The organism is Streptomyces sp. NPDC006012, assembly GCF_042871185.1.
GTDB lineage: Bacteria > Actinomycetota > Actinomycetes > Streptomycetales > Streptomycetaceae > Streptomyces.
The window spans coordinates 93,647-111,183 of record NZ_JBIAIE010000020.1; the positions used below are offsets into that span (position 1 = coordinate 93,647).

Annotated in this window: 14 protein-coding genes; 4 read left to right on the plus strand and 10 right to left on the minus strand. The window is 73.6% G+C overall.

The features are described from left to right. Positions 1-87: 87 nt before the first annotated feature. A complete protein-coding gene (locus tag ACFYPJ_RS28400; RefSeq protein WP_389022984.1) occupies positions 88-1,617 on the minus strand; it encodes an aldehyde dehydrogenase (NADP(+)) in 1,530 nt (509 codons plus the stop codon). A 184-nt stretch (positions 1,618-1,801) separates the two neighbouring features. On the opposite strand from ACFYPJ_RS28400, the gene ACFYPJ_RS28405 reads away from it, so the two are divergent. From ACFYPJ_RS28405 to ACFYPJ_RS28415, 3 genes are all read left to right on the plus strand, one after another. Continuing rightward, the gene (locus ACFYPJ_RS28405) at positions 1,802-2,575 is read left to right on the plus strand and encodes an IclR family transcriptional regulator (protein WP_389022987.1); all 774 of its coding nucleotides are present in this window, start codon (positions 1,802-1,804) and stop codon (positions 2,573-2,575) included. A 152-nt stretch (positions 2,576-2,727) separates the two neighbouring features. Next, a complete protein-coding gene (locus ACFYPJ_RS28410; RefSeq protein ID WP_389022990.1) occupies positions 2,728-4,188 on the plus strand; it encodes a peptidoglycan D,D-transpeptidase FtsI family protein in 1,461 nt (486 codons plus the stop codon). Between the two features lie 193 nt (positions 4,189-4,381). After that, positions 4,382-4,801 (plus strand): hypothetical protein, encoded by a 420-nt coding sequence (locus ACFYPJ_RS28415; protein WP_389022993.1) that lies wholly within the window; start codon positions 4,382-4,384, stop codon positions 4,799-4,801. 94 nt (positions 4,802-4,895) lie between these two features. Here ACFYPJ_RS28415 and araD read toward each other — a convergent pair whose 3' ends face one another. From araD to ACFYPJ_RS28450, 7 genes are all read right to left on the minus strand, one after another. Continuing rightward, on the minus strand, positions 4,896-6,665 hold the full coding sequence (araD, locus tag ACFYPJ_RS28420) for an L-arabinonate dehydratase (RefSeq protein WP_389022996.1): 1,770 nt from the start codon (positions 6,663-6,665) through the stop codon (positions 4,896-4,898). Beyond that, positions 6,662-7,564 carry a dihydrodipicolinate synthase family protein gene (locus ACFYPJ_RS28425; protein WP_389022999.1) on the minus strand — a complete coding sequence of 301 codons (903 nt, stop codon included), beginning with the start codon at positions 7,562-7,564 and terminating at the stop codon, positions 6,662-6,664. Before ACFYPJ_RS28425 ends, araD begins: the two co-directional genes overlap by 4 nt. A 5-nt stretch (positions 7,565-7,569) precedes the next feature. Further along, on the minus strand, positions 7,570-8,238 hold the full coding sequence (locus ACFYPJ_RS28430; RefSeq protein ID WP_389023002.1) for a GntR family transcriptional regulator: 669 nt from the start codon (positions 8,236-8,238) through the stop codon (positions 7,570-7,572). A gap of 407 nt (positions 8,239-8,645) precedes the next feature. Next, on the minus strand, positions 8,646-10,718 hold the full coding sequence (locus tag ACFYPJ_RS28435) for a protein kinase (RefSeq protein WP_389023005.1): 2,073 nt from the start codon (positions 10,716-10,718) through the stop codon (positions 8,646-8,648). Then, entirely contained in the window at positions 10,715-12,688 is a 1,974-nt protein-coding gene (locus ACFYPJ_RS28440; RefSeq protein WP_389023007.1) for a caspase family protein, read from the minus strand. The genes ACFYPJ_RS28435 and ACFYPJ_RS28440 overlap by 4 nt, the downstream gene beginning before the upstream one ends. Next, positions 12,678-13,019: a hypothetical protein gene (locus ACFYPJ_RS28445; protein WP_389023010.1), complete on the minus strand. Its 342-nt coding sequence runs from the start codon at positions 13,017-13,019 to the stop codon at positions 12,678-12,680. The genes ACFYPJ_RS28440 and ACFYPJ_RS28445 overlap by 11 nt, the downstream gene beginning before the upstream one ends. A gap of 93 nt (positions 13,020-13,112) precedes the next feature. Further along, positions 13,113-13,700, minus strand: coding sequence for a TIGR03086 family metal-binding protein (locus ACFYPJ_RS28450; RefSeq protein WP_389023012.1), 588 nt, complete (start codon positions 13,698-13,700; stop codon positions 13,113-13,115). 221 nt (positions 13,701-13,921) lie between these two features. Between ACFYPJ_RS28450 and ACFYPJ_RS28455 the strand changes: the two genes are divergently transcribed. Next, the gene (locus ACFYPJ_RS28455) at positions 13,922-15,262 is read left to right on the plus strand and encodes an MFS transporter (RefSeq protein WP_389023015.1); all 1,341 of its coding nucleotides are present in this window, start codon (positions 13,922-13,924) and stop codon (positions 15,260-15,262) included. On the opposite strand, the gene ACFYPJ_RS28460 is transcribed toward ACFYPJ_RS28455, so the two are convergent. Next, positions 15,199-16,362: a hypothetical protein gene (locus tag ACFYPJ_RS28460; RefSeq protein ID WP_389023018.1), complete on the minus strand. Its 1,164-nt coding sequence runs from the start codon at positions 16,360-16,362 to the stop codon at positions 15,199-15,201. The genes ACFYPJ_RS28455 and ACFYPJ_RS28460 overlap by 64 nt on opposite strands. Continuing rightward, positions 16,359-17,300: a 5-dehydro-4-deoxyglucarate dehydratase gene (locus ACFYPJ_RS28465; RefSeq protein WP_389023020.1), complete on the minus strand. Its 942-nt coding sequence runs from the start codon at positions 17,298-17,300 to the stop codon at positions 16,359-16,361. The genes ACFYPJ_RS28460 and ACFYPJ_RS28465 overlap by 4 nt, the downstream gene beginning before the upstream one ends. Between the last annotated feature and the right edge of the window lie 237 nt (positions 17,301-17,537).

The following is a 17,537-nucleotide window of genomic DNA, read 5'->3' on the forward strand; positions in this document are numbered from 1 at the left end:
AGCCGCCCCTCCCCGTCTGCTTCCACTGCGCCACCGCCGGCCGCCCCGCAAGGCACCCCCGTCAACTGGCCGACCGGCCTCCCGGCGCTACCGCTCCAGCACCCCGTCGAACCGCCGGGGAAGCCCCAACGGGTTGTCGTCGTGCAGTTCCTTCGGCAGCAGGGCCTGCGGCGTGTTCTGGTACACGACCGGCCGCATCCACCGTTCGATGGCCGTACCGCCCACGGAGGTCGACGTGGAGGTGGTCGCGGGGTACGGGCCGCCGTGGTGCTGGGCCGGCGCCACCGCCACCCCGGTCGGCCACCCGTTCACCAGCACGCGCCCGGCCAGCGGGGTCAGCTCCGCGAGGATCTCCGCGCCCCGCCCCTGACCGGCCGCCTCCGCCGCGGACAGCTGAACGGTGGCGGTGAGGTTGCCCGGCAGCCGGGACAGCACGGCGGTGGCCTCCGCGTCGTCCGTGTACCGGGCCACCACGCTGACCGGGCCGAAGCACTCCTCAAGGAGCAGGTCGTGGGCGCCCGCCGTGGCCAGCACGTCCGCCGGCACCGCCAGGACCCCGGCGCCGACCGTGTGCTCGCCACCCGCACCCGGGGTGACCGGGGACTCCACGCCCTCCAGGAGGCCGCGCTCGCGCACCCCGGCGACGAAGGCGTCCCGCATGCGGTGGTCGAGCAGCACCCCGGGTTCGGTCTCGCTGACGGCGTCGGCCAGGGACTTCACCAGCCGGTCGCCCGCCGCGCCGGACGGGACGAGGACCAGGCCGGGCTTCACGCAGAACTGGCCCACCCCGAGGGTCATCGAGGCGGCGAGTCCGGCGCCGATCTCCTCCGCGCGCTCGGCCGCGGCGGCCTCGGTCACCAGGACCGGGTTCAGCGATCCCAGCTCACCGTGGAAGGGAATGGGCACCGGACGGGCGGCGGCCACGTCGAAGAGGGCACGCCCGCCGCGCACCGACCCGGTGAAACCCGCGGCGGCGACCAGCGGATGCCTGATCAGCTCGATGCCCGCCGCGAAGCCGTGCACCACGCCGACGGCGCCCGCGGGGATGCCGTGCCCGGCGGCGGCACGCCGCAGCACGTCGGCGACCAGCTCGGACAGGGCCGGATGGTCGGGGTGGGCCTTGACCACCACCGGGTTGCCCGCGGCCAGCGCGCTCGCGGTGTCGCCGCCGGCGACGGAGAAGGCGAAGGGGAAGTTGGAGGCCGCGTAGACGGCGACGACGCCGAGCGGGACCTTGTAGCGGCGCAGGTCCGGGACGGGCGGGGTGGCGGTGGCGTCGGGGTGGTCGATGATGACGTCGAGGAAGGCGCCCTCGTCGACGAGGCCGGCGAAGGCGCGCAACTGGTAGGCGGTGCGGGCGAGTTCGCCGGTCAGCCGGACCGGGCCGAGCGCGGTCTCCGCGTCGGCGGCCTCGACCAGCCGGTCCCGGGCCGCCTCCAGGCCGTCCGCGGCCGAGCGCAGGAAGGCGGAGCGGACGGCGCGGTCGGCCAGCGAGGCACACGCCGCATGGGCGGCGCGGACGGTGTCGTCGACCTCCTCGGCCGTGGCCTCCACCGCAACCTGCTCCCGCTGCTTCCCGGTACGCGGGTCGACACTCCAGACTGGTGCTGCTGCCACCGCGGGTCCCCTCCACATGTCAGGCCGAGAGCGGCTCATCCACCAGCAGCGTTCGATATACTGAACGCCGTCTCCGGTGATGAATCTGTTGCCGGAAACTATATCTCCAGGTTCTCGTCGAACGAGTCGCGCGATTCACACGATTCACACGATTGAACAAGGCCGGATGAAGGGGTCGAGGGCGATGGCGGCAGCCGAGGCAGGCGGCGGGGCGCAGGTCAAATCCGCGGTGCGGACCGTTGAGCTGCTCGAATACTTCGCGGGCCGCCCCGGCATGCACTCCCTCGCGGCGGTGCAGGAGGCCGTCGGATACCCCAAGTCCAGCCTGTACATGCTGCTGCGCACGCTGGTGGAGCTGGGCTGGGTGGAGACGGACGGGACCGGCACGCGGTACGGCATCGGCGTGCGGGCGCTGCTCGTCGGCACGTCGTACATCGACGGCGACGAGGTGGTCGCGGCGGCCCGCCCGACCCTGGACCGCCTCTCCGACGACACCACGGAGACCATCCACCTGGCCCGCCTGGACGGCACGAACGTCGTCTACCTGGCCACCCGCCAGTCGCAGCACTACCTGCGCCCCTTCACCCGCGTCGGCCGCCGGCTGCCCGCGCACTCCACGTCCCTCGGCAAGGCGCTGCTGGCCACCCACACCGACGAGCAGGTGCGCAAGCTGCTGCCGCAGACCCTGCCCGCGCTGACCGAGCACACCATCACCGACCGGGAGAAGCTCATCGAGGAGCTGCACCAGGTCCGGGAGCAGGGCTTCGCCGTGGACCGCGAGGAGAACACGCTGGGGCTGCGCTGCTTCGGCGTCGCCATCCCCTACCGCACCCCCGCCCGCGACGCGATCAGCTGCTCGGTGCCGGTGGCCCGGCTGACGCCCGCCCACGAACAGACGGTCAAGGACGCCCTGTTCGACGCCCGCGACCGCCTGACCCTGGCCACGCGCAGGCTGTGACGGGCAGGCGCCGCGTCGGCGCGACGGAGACGGCCGGCGACGGAGCGACGGAGAAGACGGGCGGCCGGCGACAGCCTGCGGGCTTCCTGAACGGTTGATGAGAAAACGGACCTCCGGGAACGATTCCTCCCGGCCGCTCGTCTTCAACCGGGATGAACAAGACACTCAGGCGGGTGTCCGTCTTCGCGCTGCTGCTGGTGTTCGCCCTGCTGGTGCGGGCGACATGGGTGCAGTTCTACGACGGCCAGGCCCTCGCGGACGACAAGAACAACCGGCGGAACGCGATCCAGACGTACGCGGGACCGCTCGGCAACATCATCGTGGCCGGGAACCCGATCACCGGATCGGCGCGCGCCTCGGAACACAGTGACCTCACGTACAGGCGGACCTACAAGGACGGTGCGCTGTACGCCGCGGTGACGGGCTATGCCTCGCAGAGCTATGCGCCCACCCAGTTGGAGGGGATCTACCAGGACCTGCTCAACGGCACGGACAACCGGCTCAAGACCGCGCTGGACACGGTCACCCGCAAGCGGGCCGACCCCGGCGACGTGGTCACGACGATCGACCCGGACGTGCAGAAGGCCGGGTTCGAGGCCCTCGGGAACAAGAAGGGCGGTGCCGTCGCGCTCGACCCGAGGACCGGCAGGATCCTCGCGGTGGTCTCGACCCCGTCGTACGACCCGTCGGCGCTCACCGACGCGAGCACCGCCGGTTCGGCCTGGAAGAAGCTCAACGACGACCCCGACAAGCCGCTGACCAACCGCGGCCTGCGCCAGCCGCTGCCGCCCGGCTCGACGTTCAAGCTGGTCGTCGCGGCGGCGGCGCTGGAGGACGGCTTGTACTCCTCGGTGGACGAGAAGACCGCCAGCCCCAACCCGTACACGCTGCCGGACACCTCCACACCGCTGCGGAACGAGAGCGCTTCCGCGCCCTGCGAGAACGCCACGATCCGTACCGCGCTGGAGTACTCCTGCAACAACGTCTTCGGCAAGATGGCCGTCGACCTCGGTCAGGACAAGGTGCGGGCGATGGCCGAGAAGTTCGGCTTCAACGACGACCAGCAGGACGTGCCGGTGCGCGCCTACGCCAGCGTGTATCCGACCGGCATGGACCGTGCGCAGACCGCCCTGTCCGGCATCGGCCAGTTCGACGTCACCGCGACCCCGCTGCAGATGGCCATGGTGTCGGCCGTCATGGCCAACGGCGGGCAACTGGCCTCGCCCCACATGGTGTCACGGGTCACCGACAGCGGCGGCGACGCGCTGCAGAACTACGACGGCGGCTCCGGCACCGAGCGGATCATCAGCTCCTCGACCGCCGAGCAGCTCCGGTCGGCGATGCAGACGGTCATCGAGCAGGGCACGGGGACGAACGCGCAGATCTCCGGCGTCACCGTCGGCGGCAAGACCGGCACGGCGCAGCACGGCGAGAACAACAGCCAGACGCCGTACGCCTGGTTCACCGCGTACGGCACGTCGGACTCGACGGGCAAGGAGGTCGCCGTCGCGGTGATGGTCGAGCAGTCCGACGCGGCCCGGTCGGAGGTCAGCGGCAACGGGCTGGCCGCGCCGGTCGCCAAGGCGATGATGCAGGCGGCGTTGCAGAACTGACGGCGACGGCCGCCCGCCCCGGTCCTCTCGTCTCGCCCTCGTCCGTCCAGGGCGGGGGCGTGGCCGGATGGCGACGCCGGGACGGTTGGCCGTGCCGGGCTGCGGACACAATGCACAGACGAGGACCGTCGGCGGCGGTGCACGATGCGCCGGGAGCGGACGGAGCCGGCGGCAGACGGAGGGGGACACCGCGATGGATCTCGTGCCGTTCGTGGTTCCGGGGGCCCAGGCGCTGGTCACCGCCGTCCTGGCCGACGGCTGGGAGCAGGTGCGCACCCGGCTCGCGGCCCTGTGGAGCCGGCGGACCGGGGAGCCGGCGGACGAGGTCGAACGGCGCCTCGACGACGCGCACCGGCAGACGGCCGCCCCGGGCGCGGCCCGGGACCCGGGCGCCGACGGGGACCCGGACGCCGACGAAGCACGGGCCCGGCTGACCGCGCACTGGACCGCCTTCCTGCTGGCCGCCGTCGCCGAGCGGCCCGAACTCCTCGGCCTCGTCCGCGAACTCGGCACGCCTCCCGCGTCCGTGCACAACAGCAACAGCGGAACGGTCACCACGCTCGTCCAGAGCCGTGACGTGCACGGCGGGATCCGGTTCGGCCCCGGATCCTGAACCCGCCGTCTGCGGACCGGGCCACGGCCGACCGGCAACGGTCCGGCACCGGGCCTGACCTGGCCCGCGCGGGGGTCCGGCACCCGGCCCGCCACTAACCCGCGTAGGGATCCGGCACGTGACCCGGCCGGGCCAGGAACTCGAAGTCGCAGCCGGTGTCGGCCTGGGTGATCTGCTCGCTGTAGAGGGCACCGTAGCCGCGCTCGTAGCGGGCGGGTGGCGGGGTCCAGTGCGCCCGGCGCCGGGCCAGTTCCTCGTCGCTCACTTCGAGCCGGAGGGTCCGTGCCGCGACGTCCAGGGTGATGAGGTCCCCGGTGCGCACCAGCGCCAGCGGGCCGCCGACGTACGACTCGGGGGCCACGTGCAGCACACACGTACCGTAACTCGTACCGCTCATCCGGGCGTCGGAGATCCGCACCATGTCCCGCACCCCCTGGCTGAGCAGGTGGCGGGGCAGCGGCAGCATGCCGTACTCGGGCATGCCCGGGCCGCCCTTGGGTCCGGCGCCGCGCAGCACCAGCACGCTGTCCGCGGTGATGCCGAGCGCGGGGTCGTCGATGGTGCGCTGCATGGTGCGGTAGTCGTCGAAGACGACGGCGGGGCCGGTGTGCCGGAGCAGGCGCGGCTCGGCGGCGATGTGCTTGATGACGGCCCCGTCCGGGCAGAGGTTGCCGCGCAGCACCGCGACCCCGCCCTCCGCGGCGACCGGGTTGTCCCGCGGCCGGATCACGTCGTCGTCGTGCACCCGGGCACCGGCCAGTTGCTCGCGCAGGCTGTCGCAGGAGACCGTCGGCCGGTCCAGGTGCAGCAGGTCCGCGATCCGGGAGAGGAAGCCCGGCAGGCCGCCCGCGAAGTGGAAGTCCTCCATGAGGTACGTCCGTCCGCCGGGCCGCACGTTCGCCAGCACCGGCACGGTGCGCGCGATGCGGTCGAAGTCGTCGAGGGTGAGCCGGACGCCCGCCCGGCCCGCCATGGCGATCAGATGGATGACGGCGTTGGTGGAGCCGCCGAGTCCGAGGACGGTCGTGACCGCGTCCTCGAATGCCTCGCGGGTGAGGACGGCGGACAGTCTGCGGTCCCGGTGGACCAGTTCGACGACGCGCAGCCCGGACGCCGCGGCCATCCGGTCGTGCCCGGAGTCCACCGCCGGAATGCTGGACGCGCCCGGCACGGTCACTCCGAGCGCCTCGGCGGCGGCGGTCAGCGTGGACGCCGTGCCCATGGTCATGCAGTGGCCGGGCGAGCGGGCGAGACCGCTCTCCAGCTCGGACATCTCGCAGTCGCCGATCAGACCCGCCCGCTTGTCGTCCCAGTACTTCCACATGTCGGTGCCCGAACCCAGCACCTCGCCCCGCCAGTGGCCGGGCAGCATGGGCCCGGCGGGCACGAACACCGTCGGCAGGTCGACGCTCGCGGCGCCCATGAGCAGCGCGGGCGTGGACTTGTCGCAGCCGCCCAGCAGGACGGCGCCGTCGACCGGGTAGGAGCGCAGCAGTTCCTCGGTCTCCATGGCGAGCAGGTTGCGGTAAAGCATCGGGGTCGGCTTCTGGAAGGTCTCGCTCAGCGTGGCGACCGGGAACTCCAGCGGGAAGCCGCCCGCCTGCCACACGCCCCGCTTGACGGCCTGGGCCCGCTCGCGCAGATGCACATGGCAGGGGTTGATGTCGGACCAGGTGTTGAGGATCGCGACGACCGGCTTGCCGAGGTGCTCCTCGGGCAGGTACCCGAGCTGGCGGGTCCGGGCGCGGTGGCTGAAGGAACGCAGGCCGTCGGTGCCGTACCACTGGTGGCTGCGCAGTTCCTGCGGGGCCCGGCGCCGGACGCCGGACTCGGACTCGGACTTGCCCGGGACGGTGCCGGTCATGTCGGCCAGCCTGCGACGATCGCGGCGACCTCCGCGCGCGTGTCCGCGGGCAGTTCGCCGCTGGGCGGCCGGACGCCGCGGCGGCACAGGCCGAGCACGGCAAGGGCCTCCTTGACGACGCTGACGTTGTCGGCGGAGCCGTTCGCGGCGCGCAGTTCCTCGAACCGGCGGATCCGTTCCCACACCCGCATCGCCGCCGGATGGTCGCCCGCGCGCAGCGCCTCGATCATCTGCCGCGACAGGACCGGGGCGACGTTCACCAGGCCGGAGGTGAATCCGGTGGCGCCCGCGGAGAAGTACGCGGGGGCGTAGGGCTCGGCGAGGCCGGCCACCCAGACGAAGCGGTCGAGGCCGGCGTCCCGGGCGAAGGCGGCGAACCGGGCGGCGTCCGGGAGGGCGTACTTGACACCGATCACGTTCGGGCAGGCGTCGGCGAGTTCGGCGAGCCGGGCGCCGGTCAGCCGCGGGTCGCGGATGTAGGGGACGACCCCCAGTTCGGGTACGGCGGCGGCAACGGCGCGGTGGTAGTCGACCCAGCCGTGCTGCGAGACGTAGGGGTGGACGGGCTGGTGGACCATCACCATCGAGGCGCCCAGTGCACGGGCGTGCCGCGCGGAAGCGACCGCGGTGGGCACGTCGTGACCGACGCCGACCATGATCTCCGCCCGGCCGCCGGCCTCGTCGGCGGTCAGCTCCGCCACCAGGCGGCGTTCTTCGGGGGTGAGGGCGTAGAACTCGCCGGTGTTGCCGCCCGGGGTCAGAGTGACGACCCCGGCGTCGAGCAGACGGCGCAGCAGGGCCCGGCTGGTGTCCGTGTCGACGCTGCCGTCCGCGGCGAACGGGGTCACCGGGATGGCCACCACATCGGCGAGGGCACGCCGCTGCTGCTCGAACGTCATGCCCGTCACCGGCCTTTCCCGTGCGGCGTCCGCTCCGGCTCCGCCTGCGGGAAGGCGCGACGCAGGAACGTCTCGATGTGGGTGTGCAGGGCGCCGGCCGCGCCGTCCGCGTCACCGGCCAGGGCGAGCCGCAGGATCTCCCGGTGCTCGTCCGCCTCCCGTTGCCAGGAGGGGTCAGCGGCCCAGGCGACGGCGGAGACCAGGGCGGCCTGGTCACGCACCTCGTCGAGCATCCGGCCGAGCAGCGGGTTGCCGCACGGCAGGTACAGCGCGCGGTGGAAGTCGCGGTTGGCCAGGGAGCGTTCAGCGGGGTCGGTGGCGCGGCCGGCCCGGTCCAGCGCTTCGCGGGCCTCGTCCAGCCCGGCGCCGCTGCGTACGGTCCGGCGCAGCGCCTCCGGTTCGAGGAGCAGCCGCACGTCGTAGACCTCGCGTGCCAGGTCCGCGTCCACTGTGCGCACCGTGACGCCCTTGAACTGGCTCAGCACGACCAGCCCGGTCCCGGCCAGCGTCTTGAGCGCCTCGCGCACCGGGGTCTTCGACACCCCGAACTGCGCGGCCAGCTCGGTCTCCACCAGGGCCTGTCCCGGCGTCAACCGGCCGGTCAGGATGCGGTGTCTGATCGCGTCCAGCACGAACTGCGTACGGGACGGGATCGGTGTGGGCACGACGGTCATGCGCACCTCTCGGATCCGGCGACGGTGATCTGGGGAAGGCGATCTGGGGAAGGCGATCTGACGGAAGGTGTCCGGTGACGGCGATCTGGCGCACGTGCCTGGTGGAGGCGATCTGGCGCGGGCGGTCGCGCGCAGCGTCTCGTATATGAGATACGACGTGCGACGCGCCGAAGGTAGGAGGGAGCGCGGGACCCGTCAATGCCCCGGGCCGACGGACCCGCCTCATCAAGCCATGTCCCCGGGCGAACCGGGCCGCGTGAGCCGGACCGCGTGAGCCGGACCGCGTGAGCCGGACCACGGGGACCGGGACATGAGGACTGAGGCATGAGGACCGGGGCATGAGGACCGGGCTACGGGGGGCGGACGACCGGGGGGCCGAACCACTCAGGCCAGACCACGGTGTCGGACTAAGGGCGGAAACGCACGTCCCACACCTGCACGGTGCCGTCGTTGTCCCCGTTCCCCATGGCGATGTACCGGCCGTCGGGGCTGAAGGCCACGCTGCTGGGACCGCTGACCGCGCCACTGACGATCTCGCCGAGCGAACGGCGGCCGGCGACGTCCCACAACCGCAGGCGGTCCGTGTCCACGGTCGCCAGGACCCGGCCGTCCGGGCTGAACGCGATGTTCGTCACCGGGCTCGTGCCGTCGAGCTTGGCGAGCTGCCGGTAGCTGGCGACGTCCCACAGCCGCGTGCCGTGGTCCCAGTCGCCGGTGGCCAGGATCGTGCCGTCCGCATTGAACGCCACGCTGTCGACGTTGAGGGAGGGCCCCAGGGGACGGCCGATCCGGCGGCGGCCCGCGACGTCCCACAGCCGGGTGAGGCCGTCGCTGCTTCCGGCGGCGAGGGTGGCGCCGTCCGGGCTGTAGGCCACGCTGTTCACATCGGTGTAGGGGAAGCGCTGGAGCGGTTTGCCCCGCTGGCGCTGGTCGGCCACGTTCCACAGGCGCACGGTGCCGTCGCCGCCGCCGGTGGCCAGGGTCCGCCCGTCCGGGCTGAAGGCCACGCTGTCGACGGCGTCGGAGCCGATGCGCATCGGGCGGCCGATCTGCCGCTGATCGGCCACGTTCCACAGGCGGGCGGTGCCGTCGCTGCCCGCGGTGGCGAGGGTGCGGCCGTCGCGGCTGAACGTCACACCATCGATGTCGAGCGAACCGGCGGTCATCGGGCGGCCCACCCGGCGGCGGCTCGTCATGCTCCACAGGCGCGCGCTGCCGTCGCCGCTGCCGGAGGCGAGGGTGCGGCCGTCGGGGCTGAAGGCCAGGCCGAGGACGTAGCCGGTGTGGCCGAGGAAGGTGGCCACCGGTTTCGCCGCGTAAGCCGAAGCGGGCGACGACGGCGACGGCGAGCGTGACGTTCGCGCGCCCGACGCCGCCGGTGGGGAAGGGCCGTTGCCGGACGCGGGCAGCAGGGCCCCGAGCAGTACGCCGGCCAGCAGCGCGGGCAGACCGACCAGCGCGCCGGCCCGTACCGCGCGGCCCACCGCGCCGTGACCCACCGGGGCGGCCGTGGCGGGTTCGCCGGGGGCGGACCCCGGCCCGGCGCCGCCGGCCGCGGCGTCCGGGGTCGTGTCCCGGCCGTGGGCCGCCGCCTCGACGAGCCGGTCCACCTCGGCCTGGCGGCCGGCCAGCAGGGTGCGCACGGCAGGCGGCCAGGTCCGGCCGGCGGGGGCGATCCGGTCCAGGGACTCCAGTAACTGGGACGGCGTGGGCCGCTGGAGCGGATTCTTCGCCAGACAGGGTCCGGCGATCTCGCGCAGCCGCTCGGGGAGCGCGTCGAGGTCCGGCTCGGTGTTCACGACGTTGTACAGCGTCTGCGGTGCCGACGGGCCGGCGAACGGTCCCCTGCCGGTGGCCGCGGCGACGAGCACCGCGCCGAGCGAGAACACGTCGCCGCGCGGGGTGGGGCGCCGGCCCTCGGCCTGCTCCGGTGACAAGAACCCGCTGGCGCCGACCAGCCAGCCGGTGTGGGTGAGGTCGCCGCCGCCCGCGCCGTCGGTCGCCCGCGCCACGCCGTAGTCGGTGACCTTGAGGCTGTCGGCGGTGAGGATCACGTTGGACGGCTTGAGGTTGCTGTGCACCACACCGGCCCGGTGGATCCGGGTCAGGGCCGACGCCAGAGCCGCCGCCAGGCGCAGCACCGCGTCCTCCGGCAGCGCGCCGACGATGTCCACCGCCTCGCGCAGCGACACCCCGGGCACGAACTCCGAGGCGGACCACGGCTCCGCCGCTTCCGCGTCGGCATCGAGCAGTGCCGCGGTGTGCGGGCCGGTCACCGCGCGGCACGCGTCCGTCTCACGGCGGAACCGTGCGCGAAAGCCGTCCTCCTCGACGAAGTCCGCGCGCATCCGCTTGAGCGCGACCAGCCGGCCGTCCGGAGCGCCGGCCAGCAGCAGCCGGCCCAGGGCTCCGCTGCCCAGTTCGGCACAGGGCCGGTAGCGCCCGATCGTCTCCGGGTCCGACGGCCGCAGCGGCCTCATGCCCCTCCCCCGGAGAGCTTCCACAGGCCCACCTTCCCGACCAGCGAGGCGGCCAGCGCCCTGCCGTCCGGGCTGAACACGACGCGTACGGTGTCGGAGTTGCCGAAGGAGGTGAACCTGCCGAGTCTCCCGGCGGCCTTGCGGGTGGCGACGTCCCAGAACAGGAGCAGCCCCGCCTGGGTCCCGCCGGCCAGGAATCTGCCGTCCGGACTGAACGCCAGGGAGCCCACGATGCCCGCGGCGAGCCCTTCGTCGGGGGAGTCGCTGTAGGTGAGGACGGCGACCTCCCTGTGGGTGGCGACGTCCCACAGATGGACCTTGTTGCCGGCGGTGGCACCGGCGAGGAGTGTTCCGTCCGGGCTGAACGCCAGCGTGCCCACGCCCGTCTCGGAGCCCGCGATGGTGGCGATCTTCGCGTAGGTGGCGCCGTCCCACAGCTCGACCAGCCCGGCGACGGTGGACGCGGCGAGGATCGAGCCGTCCTTGCTGAACGCGAGGGAGTTCACCTGCTTGGTGCTGGTGTGCACCCCGGCCACGGCGCTGGTGAGGGTGGCGATCTTCGCCTGGGCGGCCACGCTCCAGATGGAGATCGTCCCGATGCCGTTGGCGCTGGCCAGGATCGCGCCCGCGGGGCTGAAGGCAACCTGGTTGACCAGGACGACGCCCTTGTCGGTGAGGGTGGCCAGGCGCTTGCGGGTGGGCACCTCCCACAGCGAGATCGTGCCGTTGCGGGCGGAGTCGCCGCTGACCTCCTTGCTGTCGGCGCCCGCGAGGAAGGCGCCGTTCGGGCTGAACGCCACGGACACCACACCGTTGAACGCGGGGCCGGTGAAGTCGGTGAGGACGGCCGTGCGCCTGCGGGCGGCGACGTCCCACAGCGAGATGGTGCCGTCGCCGTTGCCGGTGGCCAGCGTCTTGCTGTCCGGGCTGAACACGGCGTCCATCACGCCCGGTTGCCGGAGCGTGGCGTACGGGGTCGGCTCGGGTCCGGCGCCCTTGCCGTCCTTGCCGCCGGACTCCTTGCCCGCGGCTTCGCCGCCGGCCGACGGGAACAGGGACAGGCCCAGCGGAACGGCGGTCGCGGCGACGGTGACCCCGGCCGCGCCGAGCAGCAGGGCGCGGCGTGAGGGGCGCCGCAGGCCGGACGGTCGGGTGGCGGACGGGCCGGTGACGTCCGGGCCCGCAAGAGGCGGCGCCGGTTGCGAAGCGGTACCGGGCAGCGCGGTGAACGCGGCGTTCCGGGCGAAGGGGAACTGGTAGGCGTCACGCACGCCGCCGTCGACGGGCTGCGGAAGGCCCGCCCGCAGCAGCCGGGACCGCGTCTCCACGAAGATCTGCCGGAGGTTCAGTTCGGCCGGCTTCTGCGGGATGCCCTTCTCCACCACGTCGATGAAGGTGTGGGTGAAGTGCGTCAGCCTGCCGCCGATGGGGGACTTCGCCTTCTGGTAGCGGGAGCTGGCGCCGATGAAGTACAGCCCGTCCACCGGATAGGCGTCGGCCAGCTCGGCGGCGGAGCCGGACTGGAAGTGGAAGTCGGCGTCCATGCCCAGTTCGGCGTGGCAGCAGTCCAGAATCACCAGTTTGGTCGCGGCGGGCGATCCGCTCAGGACCTCCACCAGCCGCGGATACGGCAGCGCCGAGTCCGGCAGTACCTCGGGATCGGGCACGGTACCCGTCATGGCGAGCGCCAACTGCCCGTCCCGGGTGCGCATTCCGTGGCCGACGTAGTAGACGAGGAGGACATCGGTGACGTCCCGTACCAGCGGCACCAGTTCCAGCACCGCGTCCCGCGGGCTGTCCATGTCCTCGACCGGTGTGACGCGCTCGGCCGGCCACCCGCACAGGTCGCCGCTCAGCAGCGCCGCCATGGCGCTGACGCAGGTGTCGGCGGGCAGCGGGCGCATGGCCGGGTCGCGGTGGTGCGAGGTGCCCATCAGGATCGCCCGCGAGCGGGAGCGATCAGGGCTCATCGTCGAACAGGTTCTCAAGCAGCGGCAGGATCTCGTCGACGCTCGCGGCGGTGACCTCAAGCCGGTCCTCGCCGCGGCGGAACTTGAGCGTGACCTGCGAACCACGCGACTCGACGAGCGTCTTGACGATCTGTAACAGGATGGTGATCGCCCCGCCGGAGCAGGCGGCGGTGACGAACTCCAGCGCCGATCCCTGGTCGCCGGGCGCCGCCGGCGCGGACCCGGCCCGCAGGTGGATGCCGGGCACGCCCCGCAGTTCCTCGTAGACGGCGTCGAGGTCCGCCGGATTCCCGGCCCGGATCTCGACCGCCGCACCCGTCTCGCCGGTCACCCTGCCCCGCCTTCCCCCGCAGCGCATCGTCATGCCCGGCGAGTATCCCACGGCGTGGTGGCGGGGCGAAGGGCGGTCCGCGCCGCCCGCGGACTACGGCGTCCAGCCCGGGTCCCGGCCGCTCAGACCGACCGCCCGGTCCAGCAGCGACGCGTCCCGCGGGACCGGGACGGCCCGGCCGAACAGTCCGCCGTCCCGGGGCGGGTGTTCGGCCGCGGAGAGCAGGAAGCCGTACGCCGCCTCCAGGGCGGCGGGGTCGGGTGCGTAGGACCGGCCGATGGCGCGGGCCAGGTCCCAGCCGTGGATGACCAGTTCGTCGGCGGCCACGGCGCCCGCGACGGAGCCGGGCAGGTTCACCCCGCCGGCCCGGGTCACGCCGGTCCAGGCGGCCGGGTCGCGCCAGGAGTCGGCGAGTTCGGCGAGCGCCTTCGGCAACTGCGTGCGCCAGTCGGGGCCGATGTCCGGTGTGCCGGTGTCCGGGCTGGTGTCGGTGGTCGCGCCCAGCCGCTTACGGCCCGCGTCCCGGAAGGCGATGGACAGCCCCACCAGATGGCCCAGCAGGTTGCGCACCGCGAGGTCCGGGCAGGGTGTCGCCGCCGAGAGCTGTTCGTCCGTCACCTCCTCGGCGAGCCGTGCCACGACTACGGTCTGCGGGCCGAGGTCGAACATCGTGCCGGTCATACGGGTCTCCTGTGGGTCGCGGCTGGGGATCACTCGGGGGGTGGACCGGCGGCGGCCGGGAAACTCATCGGCGGCGACCGGAAGCGGCGATCGGAACCGGTACGGGATCGCCGACGGCCCGCCCCGGCACCGCCCCCTACGGCCCGGACCGCCGCGGCTCCCGGCGGCTAAGGCATCTGCCCGATGCCTGCACGCATGCCTTAGAACCACTATGACCAGGCATGACGAGCAACACGAGCAACACGAGCAGGACGAGCAGGACAGGCAGGACGGACAGGACAAGCGAGACGGGCAAGGCGCCGTCCTGGGCTTTCTGGGCTTCCTGGACTCCCTGGACGTCCTGGACCGTGACGCGCGTGCTGCGCGACCGCGACGCGGGGCTGTATCTGGCGGGGGTGGTGGTGTCGGGCTTCGGCTCGTCCTCGCTGTGGCTGGCGTCGGGCATGTGGGTCAAGGACCTCACCGGCTCGGACGGACTGGCCGCGCTGTGCCTGCTGGCGATGTGGGCACCGACCGCGGCCGGACCCGTGCTCGGCGCACTCGCCGACCGGGTGCGGCGAAAACCCCTGCTCATCGCCCTGAACCTGCTGCCGGCCGCTCTCCTGCCCGCCCTGTTCGCCGTCGACGCGCCGGACGACCTGTGGCTGCTGTTCGCCGTCCTGTTCCTGTACGGCGCCGCGGGCGTCGTACAGGACGCCGCCGAGTCGGCGGTCCTGCCCGCGGTCGTCGGCCCGGAGCTGCTCGGCGACTTCAACGGACTGCGGATGACCGCCAACGAGGGCATGAAGCTGGTGGCGCCGCTGGCCGGTGCCGGTCTGTACACGGCGTACGGCGGGGCGGCCGTGGCCCTGCTGGACGCGGTCACCTTCGTGCTGGCCGCCGGGGTGTGCGCCCTGCTGCGCGTCGCCGAGGAGCCGCCCGGCCGCCCCGCCGGGAGCCGGTGGCAGCGGACGGCCGAGGGCGTCCGGCACCTGTGGGCGCACCCGACGCTGCGGGCGCTGGTCCTGGCGGGCGGCGCGACGATGTTCTTCACCGCCGTCAACGGCGCACTGACCTACGCCGTCGTGGACCGCCTCGGACGCTCCCCCGCCTTCGCGGGGGTGCTGTACGCCGCGCAGGGCGCGGGCTCGGTGGCGGTAGGACTGCTCAGCGGGCCCGCGCTGCGCCGGTTCGGCGACCGCGGGTTCGCGGCGGCCGGGATCGCCCTGACGGCCCTCGCGGTGGCCGGGCGGGCGCTGCCCACCGAGCCGGCTGCGCTGCTGTGCGGCGTGGCGGGCGGGCTGGGGCTGCCGTGCGTGCTGATCGCCGCGCTCACCGCCGTACAGCGCGAGACGCCCGGCCCGCTGCTGGGCCGGACGGCCGCCACCGCGGGCACCCTGCTGTTCACGCCGAACGTGATCGGGCTGGCCGCCGGGGCCGCGCTGGTCGAAGTGGCGGACGTCCGGCTGCTGCTGCCGCTGCTCGGGGTGGCGCTGCTGGCGACGGCGCTGTCCCTGGTTCAGCGCCCGGCGAGCGCCTCCCGCACCGCCGCCAGGTCGCCGTCCGACGCCAGCCCCAGGTGATACAGGCGCAGTTCGGTGGCGCCCGCCGCGCGGGCCCGGGCCGCGTCCGCCGCCAGGGTGCCGGGGCTGCCGCCCATGCCGGAGACCACGGTGAGGTTGGCCGCCAGCACGGTGTCCGCGCGTCGCTGCCCGGCGAAGGGCGTGAGCAGGTCCGGGCCGCCGGTGCAGGGCACGACGACTCCGTCCGCGACGGACAGGATGTGCCGGGGCTCCACGCCCGCGTTGGCGCCGCAGTGGTACGACGCCGGGTCCGCGTGCAGCAGCACCTGGAAGCCCTCGGGTGCGGCGGCGCGGACGGCGGCGACGGCAGCCTCCTGGAGGGTGCGGGCGGTGTCGTCGCGCCACGCGCGCGTGGCGGCGGCCAGCGGTGCGCCGAGGAGCTTCTCCACGCCCGTCCAGCCACCGTCCGCCGCGGCGCCCCGCCACAGCGGCTCCAGCGCCGTCCGTACGGCGGCGGCGAGTTCGCCGGGGTCGGCGCCCCGCTCCCCGTACCCCGCGCGGCAGTCGGGGCAGAAGCACAGCGACATCAGGTACTGGCCGGCCTCGCCGAGGCCGACGCCGCCGATCTTGTCGTGGGCGTGCAGGTGGGCCAGCCCGTACCAGCCGAGGGACTCCAGCTCCGTACCGCGGGCGCCGGGGCGTACGGCGGCCTCGGCGGCGAGGTCGATCAGGTACGCGCGCGTGGCGGGCTGCGCGATGCAGGGGGCCCACGGGTAGCGGTCGCCGTAGGCGTTGACGACCGAGGTGTGCGGATGCTCGGCGCCCAGCCGCGAGTTGTGCGCGAGGACGACCCAGGTGTGCACCTCCAGCCCGGCCGCGGCGAGCGCGTCGGCGGCCTCGCCGTAGGCGTCGCCGGGTGACCAGTCGCCGGCCGGGTGGGGCCGCGGGACGCGGCCCGCCCAGTGGTCGCCGAGGGGGTAGAGCACGGCGGCGTGTTCGGCGGTGACGACCCGGTGGCGGGGGTGGCGGGGGGTGAGTGCGCGGGTGGAGTGGTAGGCGGCGGCGAGGGTGACCTGGGCGGTGCCGAGCCCGGCGAACCGCGCGGGGGCCGCCGGGTCCCCGATCACGTCCCAGGGGTAGACGAACCCGGAGACCTTCACGTGGTCGCCGCCAGCAGTGCGTAGCCGCGTTCGATCACCTGGGCGAGCTGTTTGACGTGCTCCTCGCTGGGTTCGTGCAGCGGGGGCCGCACCCCGCCGACGTCGCAGCCGCGCAGCCGCACGCCCGCCTTGACGAGGGCGACGGCGTAGCCGCGGCCCTGCGCGCGCAGTTCGACGAACGGGCGGTAGAAGCCGTCCAGGAGCCGGTGCGCGGTGCTCTCGTCGCCGTCCTGGAGCGCCCGGTGGAAGGCGAGGGCGATCTCGGGGGCGAAGCAGAAGACGGCCGAGGAGTAGAGGGTGATGCCGAGCGCGTGGTAGGCGAGCTGGGTCTGCTCGGCGGTGGGCAGGCCGTTGAAGTAGAGGAAGTCGCCGGGTGCGTCGGTGCGGACGGCGCTGACGATGCGCTGCATCAGGTCGAGGTCGCCGAGGCCGTCCTTGAAGCCGATGATCCCTTCCGTGCGGGCGAGTTCGACCACCGTGGGCGGGGTGAACACCGCGTTGTCGCGCTGGTAGACGATCACGGGCAGGTCGGTCGCGGCGGCGATCTCCCGGTAGTGCCGCAGCAGGCCCTCCTGGCCGGGGACGACGAGGTAGGGCGGCATGGCGAGCAGCCCGTCGGCCCCGGCGTCCCGGGCGAGGGCCGCGTAGCGCGCGGCGAGCGCGGTGCCGTATCCGGCGCCCGCGACGACCGGCACCTCGCCCCCTGCGGCCTCGACGGCGACGCGTACACAGGCGGTGAACTCCTCGGGCAGCAGCGCGTGGAACTCCCCGGTGCCGCAGCAGGCGAACACGGCGGCGGCCCCGGCCTCGACGCCCCGGCGTACGTGCGCACGGTAGACGTCGAGGTCCACGGAGCCGTCCGGCGCGTAGGGGGTGACGGGGAAGAACAGCGGCCCGCTGGGGTTGCGGAGTCGCGCGGCGAGAGGGGCTGACGTCACGGGCGCTCCCTGTCGGTGCATGTCTATGATCGGTGTCTATATTTCTGAACGGATCCACGCTACGGGCCGCACTCGGGGCCGGTCAAGCGGGCAAACCCGCAACACGAGAGCGGATTCACCCACTCCATGCCACCCTTGACGAGCCGGAGCACCGCTCCCTAGCGTGTCCACGAATGTGAATGCTGGCCATGAATGCGACTGTTGGCCCACCCAGGCAGCGGCCGGCCCGAACCGTCG

Bases quoted from the DNA above. Each gene is read 5' to 3' on its own strand.
- ACFYPJ_RS28405 (WP_389022987.1), top strand. From the start codon at position 1,802: ATGGCGGCAGCCGAGGCAGGCGGCGGGGCGCAGGTCAAATCCGCGGTG.
- ACFYPJ_RS28410 (WP_389022990.1), top strand. From the start codon at position 2,728: ATGAACAAGACACTCAGGCGGGTGTCCGTCTTCGCGCTGCTGCTGGTG.
- ACFYPJ_RS28415 (WP_389022993.1), top strand. From the start codon at position 4,382: ATGGATCTCGTGCCGTTCGTGGTTCCGGGGGCCCAGGCGCTGGTCACC.
- araD (WP_389022996.1), bottom strand. From the start codon at position 6,665: ATGACCGGCACCGTCCCGGGCAAGTCCGAGTCCGAGTCCGGCGTCCGG.
- ACFYPJ_RS28425 (WP_389022999.1), bottom strand. From the start codon at position 7,564: ATGACGTTCGAGCAGCAGCGGCGTGCCCTCGCCGATGTGGTGGCCATC.
- ACFYPJ_RS28430 (WP_389023002.1), bottom strand. From the start codon at position 8,238: ATGACCGTCGTGCCCACACCGATCCCGTCCCGTACGCAGTTCGTGCTG.
- ACFYPJ_RS28435 (WP_389023005.1), bottom strand. From the start codon at position 10,718: ATGAGGCCGCTGCGGCCGTCGGACCCGGAGACGATCGGGCGCTACCGG.
- ACFYPJ_RS28440 (WP_389023007.1), bottom strand. From the start codon at position 12,688: ATGAGCCCTGATCGCTCCCGCTCGCGGGCGATCCTGATGGGCACCTCG.
- ACFYPJ_RS28450 (WP_389023012.1), bottom strand. From the start codon at position 13,700: ATGACCGGCACGATGTTCGACCTCGGCCCGCAGACCGTAGTCGTGGCA.
- ACFYPJ_RS28455 (WP_389023015.1), top strand. From the start codon at position 13,922: ATGACGAGCAACACGAGCAACACGAGCAGGACGAGCAGGACAGGCAGG.